We start from the raw sequence: 14,843 nt of genomic DNA, 5'->3' as shown, positions 1-14,843 counted from the left end.
AAGGAGACGTCCATGCAGTGGGACTTGGGATTCGGCGCGGTGGCGCTGCTTGCGGCCATGTCGCTGGCATTTGGCCTTATTGCCCGTTTGATCGTGGGCAAAGGCCTGCCCAAGTGGGTATGGCTGCTTTCGGCGGTGGCCTACTTCTGCGCCGCGATTCTGGTCAGCGAGGTGTTTTTCGGCTGGGCAACGGAGGAGGAGCTCCAGCCGAACATCGACGGCCTGTCTTTCGACGAGGTGCAGCTGGTGACCCTCGCCGGCCTCATCGTGGCACTCGTGGCGCGCTACCTGATCCGCAGGAAGCGCCGACCGGAGAAGCCGGTCCATGGGACCCCCGCCTGAAGCTCTGCCGGGGTCCCGAGGAGGCCTGCCAGTTCCGGAATGCTAGCGGCCGCGAGGTCCCAGTCAGCCTCCGGGGCAAGGTCCGCCGTCTGGGCCGGGCCGTATTCGGTGGGGCGGGCGATGAAGGCCGTGGCCAATCCTGCTTCCCGGGCGGCCTGCAGGTCGTCGTTGTGGGCCGCCGCGAGCATCACTTCGCCGGGGTCTAGGTCCAGGAACTCCGCGGTCCGAAGATAGGCCTGCGGCAGCGGCTTGTAGGTGCGGGTCATGTCCGAGCCGATGATCACGTCCCACGGCAGGCCCGCGTTCCGGGCCATGTCCAGCAGCAGGGAGGTGTTGCCGTTGGACAGGGGTCCCACAATGTAGCAGCGGCGGATGGCGGCCAGGCCTTCCACGCTGTCCGGCCACGGCGGGAGCCGGTGCCAGGACCTGTTGAGCTTCTCCACGCTTTCCGCATCGAGCCGCTCCGGGGCGAAGCCGTGTTGGCGGAGCACCTGGTCCAGGTTTTCCCGGTGCAAGGTATCCAACGTGGCAAACTCACGGGCGCCGCTGCGGATGGCGTCCATGGCCGGCTGGTACAGGGCGCGCCAGTCGTCCGCAAAGGCCTCGGCGTCGAGGTGGTGCCCCCGCTCCGCGGCAAAGGCCGCTGCTTCCCGTGCGACACCGGAGCGCCAGTCCACCACGGTCCCGAAGGTGTCGAAAAGGATGGCGCGCACCTCGCGCCCGGTGGATGGCGAACGGTACGGCCGGAACCCCATGTCCTGTCTCCTTCTGTGGACTGCCCTGACCGATAGTCTGGCAGCATGGGCACTGATTTCAGCCACCCGGCTGCGCCCGGCCGCGATTTCTATCAGCTTCTTTCCGTGTAGCTCCTTGGATCCAGGACCTGGGCTTAGAGGTTTACAGTGGAGGCATGGCTCACGGCCGCAACCCGCTCGATGACCTGCGCGAAACCATCGGCCACCTGGCCGATCAGCTCAAGCTGCCCGGTTCGGACCGCGTCGATGACCTGGTCGGTGACCTCATGGGTGCGAGGCCCGGGCCGGCACGGCCGCTGGCTGAGGTGCAGGCCGAGCTGGACGCGCTGGTCGGGCTGGAGACCGTAAAGGAACAGGTCCGCGCCCTCGTGGCGCTGCTCCAGGTCCAGGCCCGCCGGAAAGCGCACGGCCTGCCGGAGGTGGCCACGTCGCAACATTTGGTGTTTCTCGGAAACCCGGGCACGGGCAAGACGACCGTGGCTCGGCTTCTGGCCGAGATGTACCGCGCTGTCGGCCTGCTGCAGAAGGGCCACCTGGTGGAGGTGGACCGTTCGGGCCTGGTGGGGCAGTACGTCGGGCAGACCGCCATCAAGACCGACCGGGTGATCCGGCGCGCGCTGGACGGCGTCCTGTTCATCGACGAGGCCTACGCGCTGGCCCCCGAGGACGGCCGGATGGATTTCGGGCCCGAGGCGATCGAGGTCCTGCTCAAACGCATGGAGGACCACCGCCACCGGCTGGTGGTGATCGTGGCCGGGTACCCGCGGCTCATGGAGGCCTTCCTGCTCTCCAACCCGGGATTGCGCTCGCGGTTCGCCCGGGAGATTACGTTTCCGGACTACTCCGTCGACGCGCTCCAGGAGATCTTCCACCGGATGCTGGCCCAGCACGAGTACATGCTGGAGCCCGAGGCGGACCAGGTGCTGCGCCAGATCTTCACTGGCCTCCACGCGGGCGAGGATTCCGGCAACGCACGGTTCGCCCGCACGCTGTTCGAACAGGCCCTCAACCGGCAGGCGCTGCGGCTGTCGCTCGACGAGGAACAAAGCCTCGACGCGCTGGACCGTGACGCCGTCATGACGCTTACGGCGGACGACATCATCCAGGCCGCGCTGGCCCTCGGAGAAGAGCCGGATCCCGAACCGGTGCCGGAACCTGAGCAGCCACGCTGGTGGCGCTGGCTGGTGTGACATGATCGTGCCCGACATCTCCCAGGACGCCGTGGCAGTGGCGGACCACTACGACGACCTCGATCCCGTGTACCGCCGGGTGTGGGGTGACCATGTCCATCACGGGCTCTGGGTTACGGGCCGGGAGACACCTCGTGAAGCGGTCGAGGCGCTGGTGGACGCGGTTGGCGACCGGCTGGGCCTCATGCCCGGCCAGACGTGCGTGGACATTGGCTGTGGCTACGGCGCCACCGCCAGGCAGGTCGCGGTGACGCGCGGGGTCCGCGTCACCGGGTTCACGCTGTCCGCCGAGCAGGCCCAGTACGCCGCTGCGCATCCGGTACCGGGCGTGGACATCCAGGTCCGCGACTGGCTTACCAACGGCTTGGCTGATGCCGCGGTTGACGCCGCATGGGCGATCGAGTCGAGCGAGCACATGGTGGATAAGCCCAGGTTCTTCGCCGAAGCGCACCGCGTGCTGGCCCCGGGCGGCCGCCTGGTCGTCTGCGCGTGGCTCGTCGGGACCGATGCCAGGGGCTGGAAGGTCCGCCACCTGCTGGAGCCGATCTGCCGCGAAGGGCGCCTGCCGTCGATGGGCACGCGCGAGGAGTATGAGGCGATGGCAACGGCGGCGGGCTTTACGGTCGCCGGCTATGAGGACGTCAGCCGCCGCGTGGCCCGCACCTGGTGGATCTGCGCCGGCAGGCTCCCGAAGGTCCTGCTCGTCGATCGCGAAATGCGCGGCGTCGCCCTGGGCGCACGCAACCGCGGTGCTGTCCTGAGCATTCCCCGCATGATCCTTGCCTACCGCACCGGCGCAATGCGCTACGGAATCTTCACGCTGACGAAGGCCGGGGAGAACGGCACGGCAGGCGATCCCGGCTAGTAGTCCCGCCGTCGTCCCCTCCGACGCTCTCTCACTTAATGCAGGTTTTCCGCGAACGCTCGCTCACTTCCCTGCCGTTTCTACGTTTGGGAGGTGGCTTGGCGGGCACTGTCGCGCACCACAAGGGTGGGCGGGATCGGCGTGCGGTCAACGTCCCGCCCCTCCATGGCACCCAGAAGCACCTCGGTGCTCATCAGCGCCAGCGCGGTGAAGTCCTGGCGCACGGTGGTCAGGGGAGGAAGGAAATAATCAGATCCTTCAACGTCGTCGAATCCCACGATGCTGACGTCCTCCGGAACGCGGATGCCGTTTTCGGTGAAAGCCCGGATCAGTCCGAGGGCAGTGTGGTCACTGGCTGCGAAGATGGCCTGGGGAACTCTTCCCTCGCGCACCAGCCGGAGACCCGTCTCATAGGCCCACCTGGGGCTCCAGTCGCCCTCGAGGCAAAGCCCCGGCGTGAGTCCGGCCTCCCTCAGCGCCGCTTCCCAGCCGCGTTTGCGCACCCGGCCATCGAACCATTCCATGGATCCTGCAATATGGGCGATGTCCCTATGGCCCAGATCTATGAGGTGCTGGGTGGCCAGCCTCGCTCCCAGTTCCTGGTTTTCCGAGTACGTGAAGACGTTGGGGGTTGAGGATGCCCCGGCGGCAATCATCTCCACAGGGACGCGGCACGTGGCGTTCCATACGGCGGCTGCCATGTCCACCACCGGGGCAATGACGATGATTCCCCCCACTCCGGTATCGTCCAGGGTGTCGAGGGCGTCCTGGACGGACGCATCATAGGGCTTCTCGACACTGATGACGGTTGTGGCATAGCCCTTCTTCCGGGCAACGTTTTCGAGAGCCATCAGCGTACCCACAGGACCAAACCGCGGCGAACCGTCGGAAAGTATGCCGATGGACGTCGATCGGCTGGTAACCAATGCAGTGGCCGCCCGGTTGCGCCGGTAGCCGATGTCTTTGATGACCTGCAAGACACGTTCCCGTGTCGCGGCGCTCACATCCGGCGCGTCATTGAGCACCCGCGAAACCGTGCCGAACGACACGCCGGCCGCGCTCGCGACATCGTTGATAGTAGGCTTGCGCCGCCGCAACGGGGCGTCCGGTAACCTCTCGTTCGCCTCGCGGGGAACAGTCGTGCCTGCCACACTCTCTCCTGTCTAGCACCTCAATGGCACAAACCCTCGGGTTCCATGCCTTTCGATCTTACGCCGGGCCACCGGCCCGCGCGCCGGAAAGGAATTGCAATGTGATGGTTGACACCTCTCTCCGTAAACGTTTACGATGGTGTCCGTAAACGTTCACGGTATTCCATAAACGCTTACGGAAGTGACCCCAACCACCAACGGAGGAAAGGAGCGGGATGGCTGACACGATCGCCGACGCCCTCGCGCTCGATCCCAACACTGGGCTTCGAAACGTCGATGAGTCCCAGTGGGCAAATTTGGAACTGATCCTGGAAGACGCGCCGCCGAACGATCTCGCAGCCGCTGTCCGCACCTTTGTCCCTGCCGGTTCCTCGGCGGTCATCGGAATCTTCGATGAAAACCTGCTTTGGGCAAGCCTGGTCCTCTTCGTCGACAACTCGGGTAAACCCGCCTCGGTGTCCACCATCTCCGGCCCCGCCGCGGAACCGGGCGCTGATATGGGGAAGGCGGCTAACGAGGCGGTGAAGTGGGTTCAAGCCCACCACGGGCCATGTTCCCTCGGTTTGTTCGTCGACAGAGTGCACGCAGAGGCGCTCCTGAGAGCTTCAGACAAGGCCGCTGCCATCCGCGCAGCGTCGGCCTCCGGCGGGCTTGTCCTGTCGCCGGTTCCTCCAGCCCTGGCTATTGCCCTCGCCTGACCCACATTCAACATCCACCCCATCCATCCACCACTCAAAGCACTGGAGAACAATGATGATCCGCAGGCTTCCCATTGTGGCCCTCGCCGCAGCCTTGTCCCTATCCATCGCTTCCTGCAGCAGCCCGGCAGCAGACACCTCGAATGCTCCCGACGCCGGCGTGTCAGAGAAGGCCCAGCAGGCCCTCGATAAGATCAAGGGACAGGTCCTGAGCAAGGGCCCCAACGGCGAGACCCCCTCGCCCGCCTCCGTCGCAGATTTGACGCCCGAAGAGATCGAGAAAGTCAAGGGACTCAACGCCAAAGCCGCCATCGTGATGCACTACGGCGGCAACGACTGGGCCACGGCCCAGGTCAACGGGCTCAAGAGTGAATTCGAAAAACTCGGCATCAAGGTCATCGCCACAACGGATGCGAACTTCAAGCCGGACAAGCAGGTCTCGGACATCGAGACGGTCATGACCCAGGACCCTGACATCATCGTCTCCATCCCCACCGATCCCGTCGCCACGGCATCGGCCTATAAGAAGGCTGCAGCTGCCGGGACAAAGCTCGTCTTCATGGACAACATCCCCCAGGGACTGACCGCCGGTAAGGACTACGTTTCTGTTGTTTCCGCCGACAACTACGGCAACGGCGTCGTCTCTGCCCACCAGATGGCTAAAGCACTCGGTGGCAAGGGGAAGATCGGGGTGGTCTTCCACCAGGCCGACTTCTTCGTAACCAAGCAGCGTTACGACGGGTTCAAGGAAACGATTACGAAGGAATATCCGGAGATCCAGATCGTCGAAGAAAAGGGGATCGCCGGTCCCGACTTCGCTGGAGACGCACAGGCTGCTGCCAACGCCATGTTGAGCAAGTACCCCGACCTGTCCGGCATCTGGGCTGTCTGGGATGTCCCCGCAGAAGGGGTCATGGCAGCCGCGAGGGCCGCGGGCCGGCAGGACCTGAAAATCGCCACCGAGGACCTGGGCAAGAACGTCGCGATTGCCCTGGCCAAAGACGAACTCATTGTTGGCCTTGGAGCGCAGGTTCCGTTCGACCAGGGTGTCACGGAAGCGCGGCTGGCCGCAGGGGCGCTCATCGGCAAGGAAGCTCCGGCCTACGTGGCACTGAGCGCCCTCCCGGTTGACCACTCCAACGTTCTGGAAGCCTGGAAGCAGGTCTACCACGAGGATGCTCCGAAGGACATCCGGGACTCCTACAAGCAGTAGCCAAGAACCGGCGGTGCGGGGGTTCCTTCCTCCGCACCGCGCCGAAAGGGCAACGATGAACACCGCAGACAATGTCGTCGAAATGCGATCGATCTCCAAGGGCTTCAACGGCGTTACCGTACTGAAGGACGTGAGCTTCGACGTCCGCAAGGGCGAAGTCCACGCGCTCGCAGGCGGCAACGGCGCAGGGAAGTCCACGCTGATGAAAATCCTCCAGGGCGTTTACCAGGCAGATGCCGGGGAGATCCTTGTTGGAGGCAAACCGACAGCCATCAACTCCATCCAGGACGCGAAGGCCGCCGGAATCGGAATGGTCTTCCAGGAATTCAGCCTGGTACCGAGCCTGACCGTAGCCAAAAACATCTTCCTTGCCGCCGAACCGCTCGGCGTGGGGGGAATGATCGACGACCGTGCCGCGGTGCGCCGGGCCAGGGAAGTCTTCACTGAGATGGAGGTCGACGTCGACCCGCGCGCCGAGGTCTCGCGGCTCGGCACTGCCTACTGGCAGCTGACCGAGATCGCCAAGGCGCTCGCACAGAACGCCCAGGTGCTGATCATGGACGAACCCACAGCCAGCCTTGCCCGGCATGAATCCGAAGCCCTCTTCGAACTGATTGACCGGCTCAAGCAGCGCGGCATTTCAATCATCTATATCTCCCACCGCATGGATGAGGTGTACAGGCTTGCGGACCGGATCACTATCCTCCGCGACGGCCGCCACCTCCTCACCGCGCCACTGACGGACGTCACTCCCGAACAGATCGTGGAAGGCATCGTGGGCAAGAAGATCGAGGGCCAGCTCTCCTATCGTGCCCGGGACCACGTGGCACACGAAGGGGCGCCGCTGCTGGAAGTCCGCGGACTCAATGCGGGGCCGCGCGTCCGGGACGTTTCCTTTACACTCCGGCCCGGCGAAATCCTTGGCCTGGCAGGGCTGATGGGAAGCGGACGAACCGAACTCGCGCGTGCACTCTTCGGAATTGACAAGGCGGAAAGCGGCGAAGTCCTCCTGCGGGGAAAGAAGGTAACCCTGACCTCACCGCAGCAGGCCATCAATGCCGGCCTCGCCCTCATCCCGGAGGACCGCAGGGCCCAAGGGCTTGTCCTGGAGCACTCCGTCCAGGACAACCTGCTGCTTCCCCTCCTCAGCCAGATCCAGCGGGGACCCTTCCTGGACGGGGCCAAGGCCAAGGAGCTGTCTTCGTCCTTGATTAAGAGGTTCGCAGTGAAAGTCGCCCATCCCCACCGTCCGGTGCGGCTCCTTTCGGGCGGAAACCAGCAGAAGGTGGTCATCGCCAAGTGGCTGGGTACCGACCCGGACATTCTGATCCTGGACGAGCCCACGGCCGGCGTCGACATCGGCACCAAAAGCGAAATCCTGGACATGATCCGTGAACTGGCCAGTACCGGAAAAGCCGTCATCGTCATCTCCTCCGAGTATCCAGAACTACTTGCGGTCAGCGACCGCGTCCTCGTCCTCAAGGACGGTTCCATCATCCGTGACATTCCCCGCAGCGAAATCGCTGACGAGGAATATCTCCAACTCGCAGTCCAAGGAGTCTGAACAGTGAGCAAGGCAAACTCCGTAGCGCCGCGGGACAACGCGGCCCGCAATTTCGGTACCGTCCTGAAAGAACTCGACTGGCGTCGCTATGTCATCTACATCGGCTTCGTCGTGGTCTTCCTTTTCTTCGCAGTTTTGCTGCGCGACCAGGGCTTCATGTCGCCAAACAATCTGCTGAACATCTTCCGGCAGACCGCCACGATCACCGTCATCGCCGTCGGCATGACCTATGTGATCGCGTGTGCAGAGATCGACTTGAGCGTCGGATCCGTGGCCGGTCTCTCCAGTGTCTGCACCGCGATGGCACTCTCCCAGTGGGGCCTGATCCCCGGCATCCTGGCCGGCCTCGCTGTCGGGCTCGTCGTCGGGTCGGTCAACGGTGCCCTGGTCAGCCTCCTTGGCATCCCTTCCTTCCTGGTGACGCTCGGCATGCTGGGCATCGCCGTCGGCGTGGCCCAGTGGATCACGGCCTCGGCGCCTCAGCCCATCCTTAACGACACGTTCAACATGCTGTTTGGATCCGGCAATTTCGGTCCGATTCCGGGTCTGGTGGTGTGGAGCGCCATCTTCGTCGCCATTGGCGCCGTCGTGCTGAACCGCACCAAGTTCGGCCGTCAGGTCCTGGCTACTGGAGGCAACCGCAACGCCGCAGAGTTTACCGGCATCAACACCAAGCGCATCAAATTCCAGGTGCTCCTTATCTCGGCCGTGGCGGCAAGCGTCGCCGGCATGCTCTACGCCGGACGTCTCCAGTCGGGGCGGTTTCAGTGGGGATCCGGAGACGAACTCTCCGCCATCGCTGCCGTCATCCTGGGTGGAACCAGCCTCTTTGGCGGGTTCGGGTCCATCATCGGCACTCTCTTCGGGGCGCTGCTGATTGGACTGATCAACAACGGACTGATCCTCGCAGGGCTCGACAGCAGCCAGCAGCAGGTGGTGCGCGGTGCCATCATCATCCTGGCTGTCGCGCTGGCCAGGAAGAAGTAGCACCCGTGACTTTCCAACTACGGGCCGGAATCATCGGAACAGGATTCATGGGCTCTGTCCACGCCCATGCAGTTCGCGCAACAGGCGGTGAAGTCACCGCAGTCGCCGGCCGGACCTTGGCAGCAGCCGAGTCCGCCGTAGCCGGACTCGGCGCCCGTTTCGCGGCCGCTACGCCCGAGGCATTGATAGCCCGGGACGACGTGGACGTGGTCCACATTTGCACACCGAATGCGACCCACGCCGACCTCGCCCGCAAGGCCATTGCTGCAGGAAAGGCAGTCGTCTGCGAAAAGCCACTGGCCACCAGCGTTGATGACGCCCGGGAGCTGAAAGAGCTCGCGGACCAGGCCGGCGTGGTTACTGGCGTTCCGTTCGTGTACCGGTTTTATCCGGCCGTGCGCGAAGCGCGGGACCGGATCGCCCGCGGCGAGGCGGGCAGTCTTTGGCTCCTGCACGGCTCGTACCTGCAGGACTGGCTCGTGGGCGCAGAAGCCACCAACTGGCGGGTCGATTCATCGATCGGCGGTGCGTCCAGGGCTTTCGGTGACATCGGCGTCCACTGGTGCGACCTCATGGAATTCACCACCGGGCACAAGATTATCCGGCTCGTAGCGAGCACCAGCCGTGCCTACGATCAGCGGGAAACAGGAGGGAGTATGTCCTCTGTGGCTACCGAGGACGGGGCGACGCTCCTGTTCGAGACGGACCAGGGCGCCACAGGATCCCTGGTAGTCAGCCAGGTCAGTCCCGGAAGGAAGAACCGCCTCTGGTTCTCTTTTGACGGAACCGAAGCGTCCTTCAGTTTCAACCAGGAACGGCCGGACACCCTGCACATGGGCCGCACCGACTCAACCGCCCACATCCCGGTAGGCCCTCAAACCCTCACGACCCCCGGCGGGAGACGGTACGCCACGCTTCCTCCGGGTCACCCGCAGGGCTACCAGGACAGCTTCAATGCCTTCGTCGCAGACGTATATGCGGCTGTCCAGGGTCAAGAACCCGACGGTCTGCCCACCTTCCGGGATGGACTGCGGGCAGCACTCCTCACCGATGCAGTCGTACGCTCAGCCGCGCAGCAGACGTGGGTCGACGTTCCCCAGACAGACAACCTCATCGGATCACTCAAGTCTTCCTCAGCAGCTGAAAGGCAGAAGCAATGAAACTCGGTTACTGTTCCATCACCTGGGGCGGCGTCGTCGGCCACCCGCAAGGCGTGACCAGCGTGAAGGACCTTTTCTACCTGACCCACGGGTCGATGCGGGACGCCGTCCAGGACATCGCCTCAGTCGGCTACCAGGGTGTTGAAATGTTCGACGGCAACCTCGCGGAGTACGCAGAGAAGCCCGAAGAACTCAAGGAGATCCTGGCTACTGCCGGAATGGAACTAACCAGCGTCTATACCGGGGCGAACTTCATCTATTCCGACATACTTCCCGACGAGCTCCACCGGATCCACCGCGCCGCCGAGTTGGCTGCCGGCTTCGGAGCCGAACGGCTAGTAGTAGGAGGCGGAGCACGCCGCGCGGCCGGCACCACCGAGGAAGACTACCGCCGGCTCGGCCAGGCGCTGGACAAAGTCACGGACATCGCAGAAAGCTTCGGGCTGTCAGCCAGCTACCACCCGCACTTGAGCACCATCGTGGAGAGCCCGGACGAACTGGACAAGCTGATGCCGCTCACCCGGATCGGCTTCTGCCCCGACACCGCCCACCTTGCTGCCGGTGGGGCCGACCCGGCCGCGATTATCCGGAAATACCCAGACCGTATCCGGCACGTGCACCTTAAAGACTTCCAGCGGGACCCCTTCAATTTCCTGCCCCTGGGACAGGGCGAGCTGGACTTCCCGGACATCATCGCCGCAATCCGGGAAAGCGGGTATGACAGCTGGCTCATGGTCGAACTCGACAACTACGACGGCGACCCCCGGGAAGCGGCCGCCATCAGCAAGAAATACCTGGAAAAGCTCCTCTCCAACTAATTTTCAACCGCAGGGCATCGCCAAAGCCGGCATCAGCCCTGCCTTCCGGAAGGAAAAGACTCACATGCAGAACCTCAACGTCGGCCTCATCGGAGGCGGCTTCATGGGCAAGGCCCACTCGTTGGCTTACGCCGCCATGCCTATGTTCTTCTGGCCTGCACCGGCTATGCCGGTCCGCAAAGTGATTGCAGAAGCCAGCGAAGACCTCGCTTCGGAAGCGGCCCGCCGCTTCGGCTTCGAAAAGTCCACGTCGGATTGGCGCAGCATCATCGAGGACCCCGACATTCACGTCGTCGATATTGCTACGCCCAATCACCTCCACGCCGAGATTGCCATTGCCGCGGCTGAGGCGGGAAAACACATTATCTGCGAAAAGCCCCTGGCGCGTACCGGCGAAGAGTCCAGGGCCATGTATGACGCGGTCAAGGACAAGAACATCGTCCACATGGTTGCCTTCAACTACCGGCGCACCCCTGCCGTTGCGCTGGCAAAGAAATACATCGAGGAAGGCGCCATTGGCCGCGTGCTCAGCTTCCGTGGGACCTACCTGCAGGACTGGAGCGCCGACCCCAATTCACCGCTTTCCTGGCGCTTCCAGAAATCCATCGCAGGTTCCGGTGCCCTCGGAGACATTGCAACACACGTCATTGACATGGCCCGGTACCTCGTGGGCGAGTTCAGCGCCGTCAACGCCATGATGTCCACCTGGATCCCCGAGCGGCCGCTGCAGGCGGGCGGCGCTGACGCGCTCGGCACCGTTCGTGGCGGAGAAGGCCCAAGGGGCCAGGTTGATGTTGACGATGAAGTGATGACGATGATCCGCTTCGCCAACGGAGCCGTGGGATCCGTTGAAGCAACACGCAACGCGTACGGCAGAAACAACTACATCACCTTCGAAATCCACGGAACCGAAGGAAGCATCGTGTTCAACTACGAGCGGCGCGACGAGCTGCAGGTCTGCTTCGCGTCCGACCCGGGCGACCGCCGTGGATTCCGTACCGTTTACACCGGGCCCGCGCACCCCTATGGCGAAGGACTGTGGCCCATCCCTGCTCTCGGCATCGGATACGGCGAAACGAAGATCATCGAGGCCTACGATTTCTTCAAAGCGATCGCAGAAGGCGGCAGCGTAAGCCCGAGCTTTGCCGACGGCTATCAGGTAGCCCTCATCGACGACGCAATCGTCGAGTCAGCTGCAAAAGAATCGTGGGTCGACGTTCCACAGATCAACGCATGACCCGAAGGGAGGGGCGGCCCACCAGCCGTCCCTCCCGCGGGCACAGGAGCACCCGAGGACGTGAAATTGCCACAAACAAGAGAAGAGCAAGTCTGGCTCACGCCAGTGTTCATCGCCGAAGCAGGGCAGGAAGCAACGCTTCATGAGGCACTCGTTCGGCTGCAGTCCGCGAGCCGGGAAGACCCAGGCTGCCTGGAATACACCGTCTTCTCTGACGATCAGAGGCCCGGTACCTTCGTCCTCTTTGAGGGGTGGGCCAGCCGCGGGGACCTCGAGGCCCACAACGAAGAAAACCATGTCAAGGAATTCGTGAAAGAGGTGCATTCCCTGCTGGCCGTACCGTTCTCCGTAACTCCCATCACTCCTCTTACCGGAAGGCGCTGACAGGGCCTGGGGCAGCAGTTGGCGTTCGCCCGCGCTGACGGAGGACGACGACGGCAGGTAGTCCTGCCGTCGACGTTCCATCCGCTGTTGCTGGCCGGGGGTTGGCATGTTTGACGCGGTCGCATCGGGCGCAGAACCTCCGCTTGAGTGACAGGGCAAAGCGTTACATGTAACGTTGAGGTATGGGTGTTAGAGACCGGGTTGCCCGGCACCGTGCCGTCATGCGCGAACGGGGCTTCCGGCAGATCCAGATGTGGGTGCCGGACGCGCGCACGGACGAGTTCAGGCGGGAGGCCGAACGTCAGGCGCTCGCGGTTGCCGCTGCCGACCGGGCCTTCGACGACCAGGACTTCGTCGAACAGATCTCGGAAGACTGGCCCGAGTGAACCGCGGTGAGCTGTGGACGGTATCCGGCGGAACCTATGCGCAGAAACCGCGGCCGGCGCTCATCATCCAGGATGACGTGTTCGGGAAATCAGAATCGATCACCCTACTCCCGCTGACCTCGCACCTCACTGACGCGCCATTGCTACGGCTGACGGTGGAGCCAAGCACCCTGACCGGATTGGCGCAGACCAGCCAGATCATGGTGGACAAGCTGACAACGGTGCGACGCGCGAACCTCGGCCCGCGAATCGGCAGAATCGATTCTGAAACCATGGTTGCCGTGGAGCAATCGCTCGCCGTCTTCCTCGGCCTGGCACGCTGATAGACCGGCGTCGGCAGGCAGTTCCGCCGTCGTCCCCTCCGACGCTCTCTCACTTAATGCGGGCTTTCCGCCGCGAACGCTCGGGCACTTCCGGGCGGGGGACGTACCAGGCAAGAAGCGCGCGGCCTCCCATTACATCAGTGCTGCGTTCCCAGCACGGAGTGGGCGATCAGCATGTCGAGCCGCCGGATGTCAGCCTTTTTGCCGACTTTGATCTTGATATGCCCTGCCCGGGTCCACAGCTCCAGTTCTGCATCGAGGTCGAATGTCCCGGCGTTCTCGGACGACCACATGTTGATGGCCGAATAGGGGAGTGAATAAATCTCCACCTTCTTGCCCGTAAAGCCCTGTGCGTCACGGACAATCATGCGCTTGGTCGTGAAAATTGCGCTGTCCCGGAACGTCTTGTAGGCCGCTACGGGCTGCTCACCGCCGACCATGAGCTCCGCGACGTCTTGGGGAATCGGGCATTCCTCCACGAACATCCATGTAGCTACTGCGGCTGCTTCCATTACAAACTCCCCCTATTTGTTCCATGACCATGCCGAATTCCGGCTCCACCACGAGACCGACGCTTGACCAGCTGGGGGCCGCGTCGGGACCCGGCAAAGATCGGCTCTACCTGGAGGTCATTGCTACACGTTGCGGCGGTCCAGGGCGTCGAACTGCGCCTGCCACTCGGCCAGGTCGCGGTCCACGTCGCGCCGATGCGCCGTGTTCCATTTGGGCATGATGTCCTGCGTCAATTCCTGGGCGGTCGGCTTCTGGGCCGGCGGTTTGCGGGCGGGCGGCGCATTCCGCTCCGGGGCAACTTGTCGGGGCGGTGCTGGGCGGACACTTCCCTTGGAAGCGGCACGCATCTTGTTCCTGCGGATGAGCAGAGCAACGAGGTCCACGGACCAACCAATCGACTTGCCGATGACCAGCAAGGTTCCCAGGAAAAGCCAGGCAGCCAGCAGGAAGCCGGCCCAAAGCAGGATTCCCATTGCTGAGAAAAGCAACACCATGGCCCATTTTATCGACCGGATCCCCGCTATGGGAGGAAACTCCGGAAGAGGTGCTTCCCGCCTGATTCACTCGAGCTGGCTATTGGCTGCCCGCGTCAGGGCAGCGGCTGGCGTTCGCCCACGCTGACGGAGGACGACGACGGCAGGTAGTCCCGCCGTCGTCGTTCGAGGCGCCGCTGCTGGGCCGGGGACGGGATGCCGGCACGCTTACTGCGGTTGCACCTGGCGCACGCCGCCACGAAGTTCTGCAGGCTGGTGGACCCGCCCTTGGACCACGGATAGAAGTGGTCCCCGTGCTCGGCCGGGCGTGCGCAGCGCCGCCCGAACCCTGACTCCAGCTCGCACAGCCCGCCGGCCCGGGACATCCCCTCGCGTCGCTGCTGGCGGGTGAAGCGCCGAACCGGGTCCCGCCGTCGTACATCACCGGCGGTGACCACCGCGGCGACGATGCCCAGAACGACAATCACCAGCCCTGGCAGCACTGCCACGGCGACCACCCCGTCGACGAGTCCGCGAAGGACCTCCGCGGGAGTGGTCGGCGCCGGGCCGGCAACCGGCGCGGCCTTTGGCATAAGAGCTGTCATCACCGAGAAAGCCAGCCACAGCATCACCGCCGAATACGCCAGCCGAAGGCCCATCCGCGTCCAATAGATTCGGCTTAATTCCTGCATAAAATTCCCCCATATTCATTTCCCGGAAAATCACAGCTTCCGGGTTTCTAGAGAATCGTATAGTCAAAAACAACAGAGCCCCGTGCAACAAT

The 14,843-nt window shown here is 63.7% G+C and carries 18 protein-coding genes; 13 read left to right on the top strand and 5 right to left on the bottom strand.

Annotated elements, in window-relative coordinates; all coding sequences use genetic code 11:
• The first annotated feature begins 12 nt into the window (after window positions 1–12).
• On the top strand, window positions 13–342 hold the full coding sequence (locus tag ACIQC0_RS02075; RefSeq protein WP_400532348.1) for a hypothetical protein: 330 nt from the start codon (window positions 13–15) through the stop codon (window positions 340–342).
• Here ACIQC0_RS02075 and ACIQC0_RS02070 read toward each other — a convergent pair.
• Window positions 285–1,097, bottom strand: a complete 813-nt coding sequence (locus tag ACIQC0_RS02070) for a haloacid dehalogenase type II (RefSeq protein ID WP_400532346.1) — start codon at window positions 1,095–1,097, stop codon at window positions 285–287. The two genes, ACIQC0_RS02075 and ACIQC0_RS02070, sit on opposite strands and share 58 nt — an antisense overlap.
• Window positions 1,098–1,252: 155 nt before the next feature.
• Between ACIQC0_RS02070 and ACIQC0_RS02065 the strand changes: the two genes are divergently transcribed.
• Window positions 1,253–2,287, top strand: coding sequence for an AAA family ATPase (locus ACIQC0_RS02065; protein WP_400532344.1), 1,035 nt, complete (start codon window positions 1,253–1,255; stop codon window positions 2,285–2,287).
• Window position 2,288: 1 nt separating this feature from the next.
• Window positions 2,289–3,152 (top strand): class I SAM-dependent methyltransferase, encoded by an 864-nt coding sequence (locus ACIQC0_RS02060; protein ID WP_400532342.1) that lies wholly within the window; start codon window positions 2,289–2,291, stop codon window positions 3,150–3,152.
• An 80-nt stretch (window positions 3,153–3,232) separates the two neighbouring features.
• Here ACIQC0_RS02060 and ACIQC0_RS02055 read toward each other — a convergent pair whose 3' ends face one another.
• On the bottom strand, window positions 3,233–4,303 hold the full coding sequence (locus tag ACIQC0_RS02055) for a LacI family DNA-binding transcriptional regulator (protein ID WP_377215180.1): 1,071 nt from the start codon (window positions 4,301–4,303) through the stop codon (window positions 3,233–3,235).
• A 215-nt stretch (window positions 4,304–4,518) separates the two neighbouring features.
• Here ACIQC0_RS02055 and ACIQC0_RS02050 point away from each other — a divergent pair, with 215 nt between their 5' ends.
• The 10 genes from ACIQC0_RS02050 to ACIQC0_RS02005 all read left to right on the top strand — a co-directional run bounded on the left by ACIQC0_RS02050 (window position 4,519) and on the right by ACIQC0_RS02005 (window position 13,073).
• Window positions 4,519–5,001 (top strand): hypothetical protein, encoded by a 483-nt coding sequence (locus tag ACIQC0_RS02050; RefSeq protein WP_377215181.1) that lies wholly within the window; start codon window positions 4,519–4,521, stop codon window positions 4,999–5,001.
• Window positions 5,002–5,053: 52 nt separating this feature from the next.
• Window positions 5,054–6,214, top strand: a complete 1,161-nt coding sequence (locus ACIQC0_RS02045) for a substrate-binding domain-containing protein (RefSeq protein ID WP_377215182.1) — start codon at window positions 5,054–5,056, stop codon at window positions 6,212–6,214.
• A 55-nt stretch (window positions 6,215–6,269) separates the two neighbouring features.
• Window positions 6,270–7,778 (top strand): sugar ABC transporter ATP-binding protein, encoded by a 1,509-nt coding sequence (locus ACIQC0_RS02040; protein WP_377215183.1) that lies wholly within the window; start codon window positions 6,270–6,272, stop codon window positions 7,776–7,778.
• A gap of 3 nt (window positions 7,779–7,781) precedes the next feature.
• The gene (locus ACIQC0_RS02035; protein ID WP_377215184.1) at window positions 7,782–8,765 is read left to right on the top strand and encodes an ABC transporter permease; all 984 of its coding nucleotides are present in this window, start codon (window positions 7,782–7,784) and stop codon (window positions 8,763–8,765) included.
• A gap of 5 nt (window positions 8,766–8,770) precedes the next feature.
• Window positions 8,771–9,925: a Gfo/Idh/MocA family protein gene (locus ACIQC0_RS02030; protein WP_377215185.1), complete on the top strand. Its 1,155-nt coding sequence runs from the start codon at window positions 8,771–8,773 to the stop codon at window positions 9,923–9,925.
• Entirely contained in the window at window positions 9,922–10,743 is an 822-nt protein-coding gene (locus tag ACIQC0_RS02025; RefSeq protein ID WP_400532341.1) for a sugar phosphate isomerase/epimerase family protein, read from the top strand. The genes ACIQC0_RS02030 and ACIQC0_RS02025 overlap by 4 nt, the downstream gene beginning before the upstream one ends.
• Before the next feature lie 64 nt (window positions 10,744–10,807).
• On the top strand, window positions 10,808–11,980 hold the full coding sequence (locus tag ACIQC0_RS02020) for a Gfo/Idh/MocA family protein (protein ID WP_400532340.1): 1,173 nt from the start codon (window positions 10,808–10,810) through the stop codon (window positions 11,978–11,980).
• A 66-nt stretch (window positions 11,981–12,046) separates the two neighbouring features.
• Window positions 12,047–12,364, top strand: a complete 318-nt coding sequence (locus ACIQC0_RS02015) for a putative quinol monooxygenase (protein WP_400532339.1) — start codon at window positions 12,047–12,049, stop codon at window positions 12,362–12,364.
• A 182-nt stretch (window positions 12,365–12,546) separates the two neighbouring features.
• Window positions 12,547–12,750, top strand: coding sequence for an antitoxin MazE-like protein (locus ACIQC0_RS02010; protein ID WP_377215189.1), 204 nt, complete (start codon window positions 12,547–12,549; stop codon window positions 12,748–12,750).
• Complete coding sequence (locus tag ACIQC0_RS02005; protein ID WP_400532338.1) at window positions 12,747–13,073, top strand: type II toxin-antitoxin system PemK/MazF family toxin; 327 nt, start codon at window positions 12,747–12,749, stop codon at window positions 13,071–13,073. Before ACIQC0_RS02010 ends, ACIQC0_RS02005 begins: the two co-directional genes overlap by 4 nt.
• Window positions 13,074–13,210: 137 nt before the next feature.
• On the opposite strand, the gene ACIQC0_RS02000 is transcribed toward ACIQC0_RS02005, so the two are convergent.
• The 3 genes from ACIQC0_RS02000 to ACIQC0_RS01990 form a co-directional block, all read right to left on the bottom strand.
• Complete coding sequence (locus ACIQC0_RS02000) at window positions 13,211–13,585, bottom strand: PH domain-containing protein (RefSeq protein ID WP_400532337.1); 375 nt, start codon at window positions 13,583–13,585, stop codon at window positions 13,211–13,213.
• Window positions 13,586–13,708: 123 nt separating this feature from the next.
• A complete protein-coding gene (locus ACIQC0_RS01995) occupies window positions 13,709–14,080 on the bottom strand; it encodes a hypothetical protein (protein WP_400532336.1) in 372 nt (123 codons plus the stop codon).
• A gap of 95 nt (window positions 14,081–14,175) precedes the next feature.
• Window positions 14,176–14,751, bottom strand: a complete 576-nt coding sequence (locus ACIQC0_RS01990) for an HNH endonuclease (protein ID WP_400532334.1) — start codon at window positions 14,749–14,751, stop codon at window positions 14,176–14,178.
• Window positions 14,752–14,843: the final 92 nt, after the last annotated feature.

It is taken from the genome of Pseudarthrobacter sp. NPDC092419 (genome assembly GCF_044755045.1).
GTDB lineage: Bacteria > Actinomycetota > Actinomycetes > Actinomycetales > Micrococcaceae > Arthrobacter.
This window is presented reverse-complemented; position numbering and strand designations above follow the sequence as displayed.

Excerpts from the sequence above, each read along its gene's own strand:
- ACIQC0_RS02075 (WP_400532348.1), top strand. The coding sequence starts at position 13 with ATGCAGTGGGACTTGGGATTCGGCGCGGTGGCGCTGCTTGCGGCCATG.
- ACIQC0_RS02070 (WP_400532346.1), bottom strand. The coding sequence starts at position 1,097 with ATGGGGTTCCGGCCGTACCGTTCGCCATCCACCGGGCGCGAGGTGCGC.
- ACIQC0_RS02065 (WP_400532344.1), top strand. The coding sequence starts at position 1,253 with ATGGCTCACGGCCGCAACCCGCTCGATGACCTGCGCGAAACCATCGGC.
- ACIQC0_RS02060 (WP_400532342.1), top strand. The coding sequence starts at position 2,289 with ATGATCGTGCCCGACATCTCCCAGGACGCCGTGGCAGTGGCGGACCAC.
- ACIQC0_RS02050 (WP_377215181.1), top strand. The coding sequence starts at position 4,519 with ATGGCTGACACGATCGCCGACGCCCTCGCGCTCGATCCCAACACTGGG.
- ACIQC0_RS02045 (WP_377215182.1), top strand. The coding sequence starts at position 5,054 with ATGATGATCCGCAGGCTTCCCATTGTGGCCCTCGCCGCAGCCTTGTCC.
- ACIQC0_RS02040 (WP_377215183.1), top strand. The coding sequence starts at position 6,270 with ATGAACACCGCAGACAATGTCGTCGAAATGCGATCGATCTCCAAGGGC.
- ACIQC0_RS02025 (WP_400532341.1), top strand. The coding sequence starts at position 9,922 with ATGAAACTCGGTTACTGTTCCATCACCTGGGGCGGCGTCGTCGGCCAC.
- ACIQC0_RS02020 (WP_400532340.1), top strand. The coding sequence starts at position 10,808 with ATGCAGAACCTCAACGTCGGCCTCATCGGAGGCGGCTTCATGGGCAAG.
- ACIQC0_RS02010 (WP_377215189.1), top strand. The coding sequence starts at position 12,547 with ATGGGTGTTAGAGACCGGGTTGCCCGGCACCGTGCCGTCATGCGCGAA.
- ACIQC0_RS02000 (WP_400532337.1), bottom strand. The coding sequence starts at position 13,585 with ATGGAAGCAGCCGCAGTAGCTACATGGATGTTCGTGGAGGAATGCCCG.
- ACIQC0_RS01995 (WP_400532336.1), bottom strand. The coding sequence starts at position 14,080 with ATGGTGTTGCTTTTCTCAGCAATGGGAATCCTGCTTTGGGCCGGCTTC.
- ACIQC0_RS01990 (WP_400532334.1), bottom strand. The coding sequence starts at position 14,751 with ATGCAGGAATTAAGCCGAATCTATTGGACGCGGATGGGCCTTCGGCTG.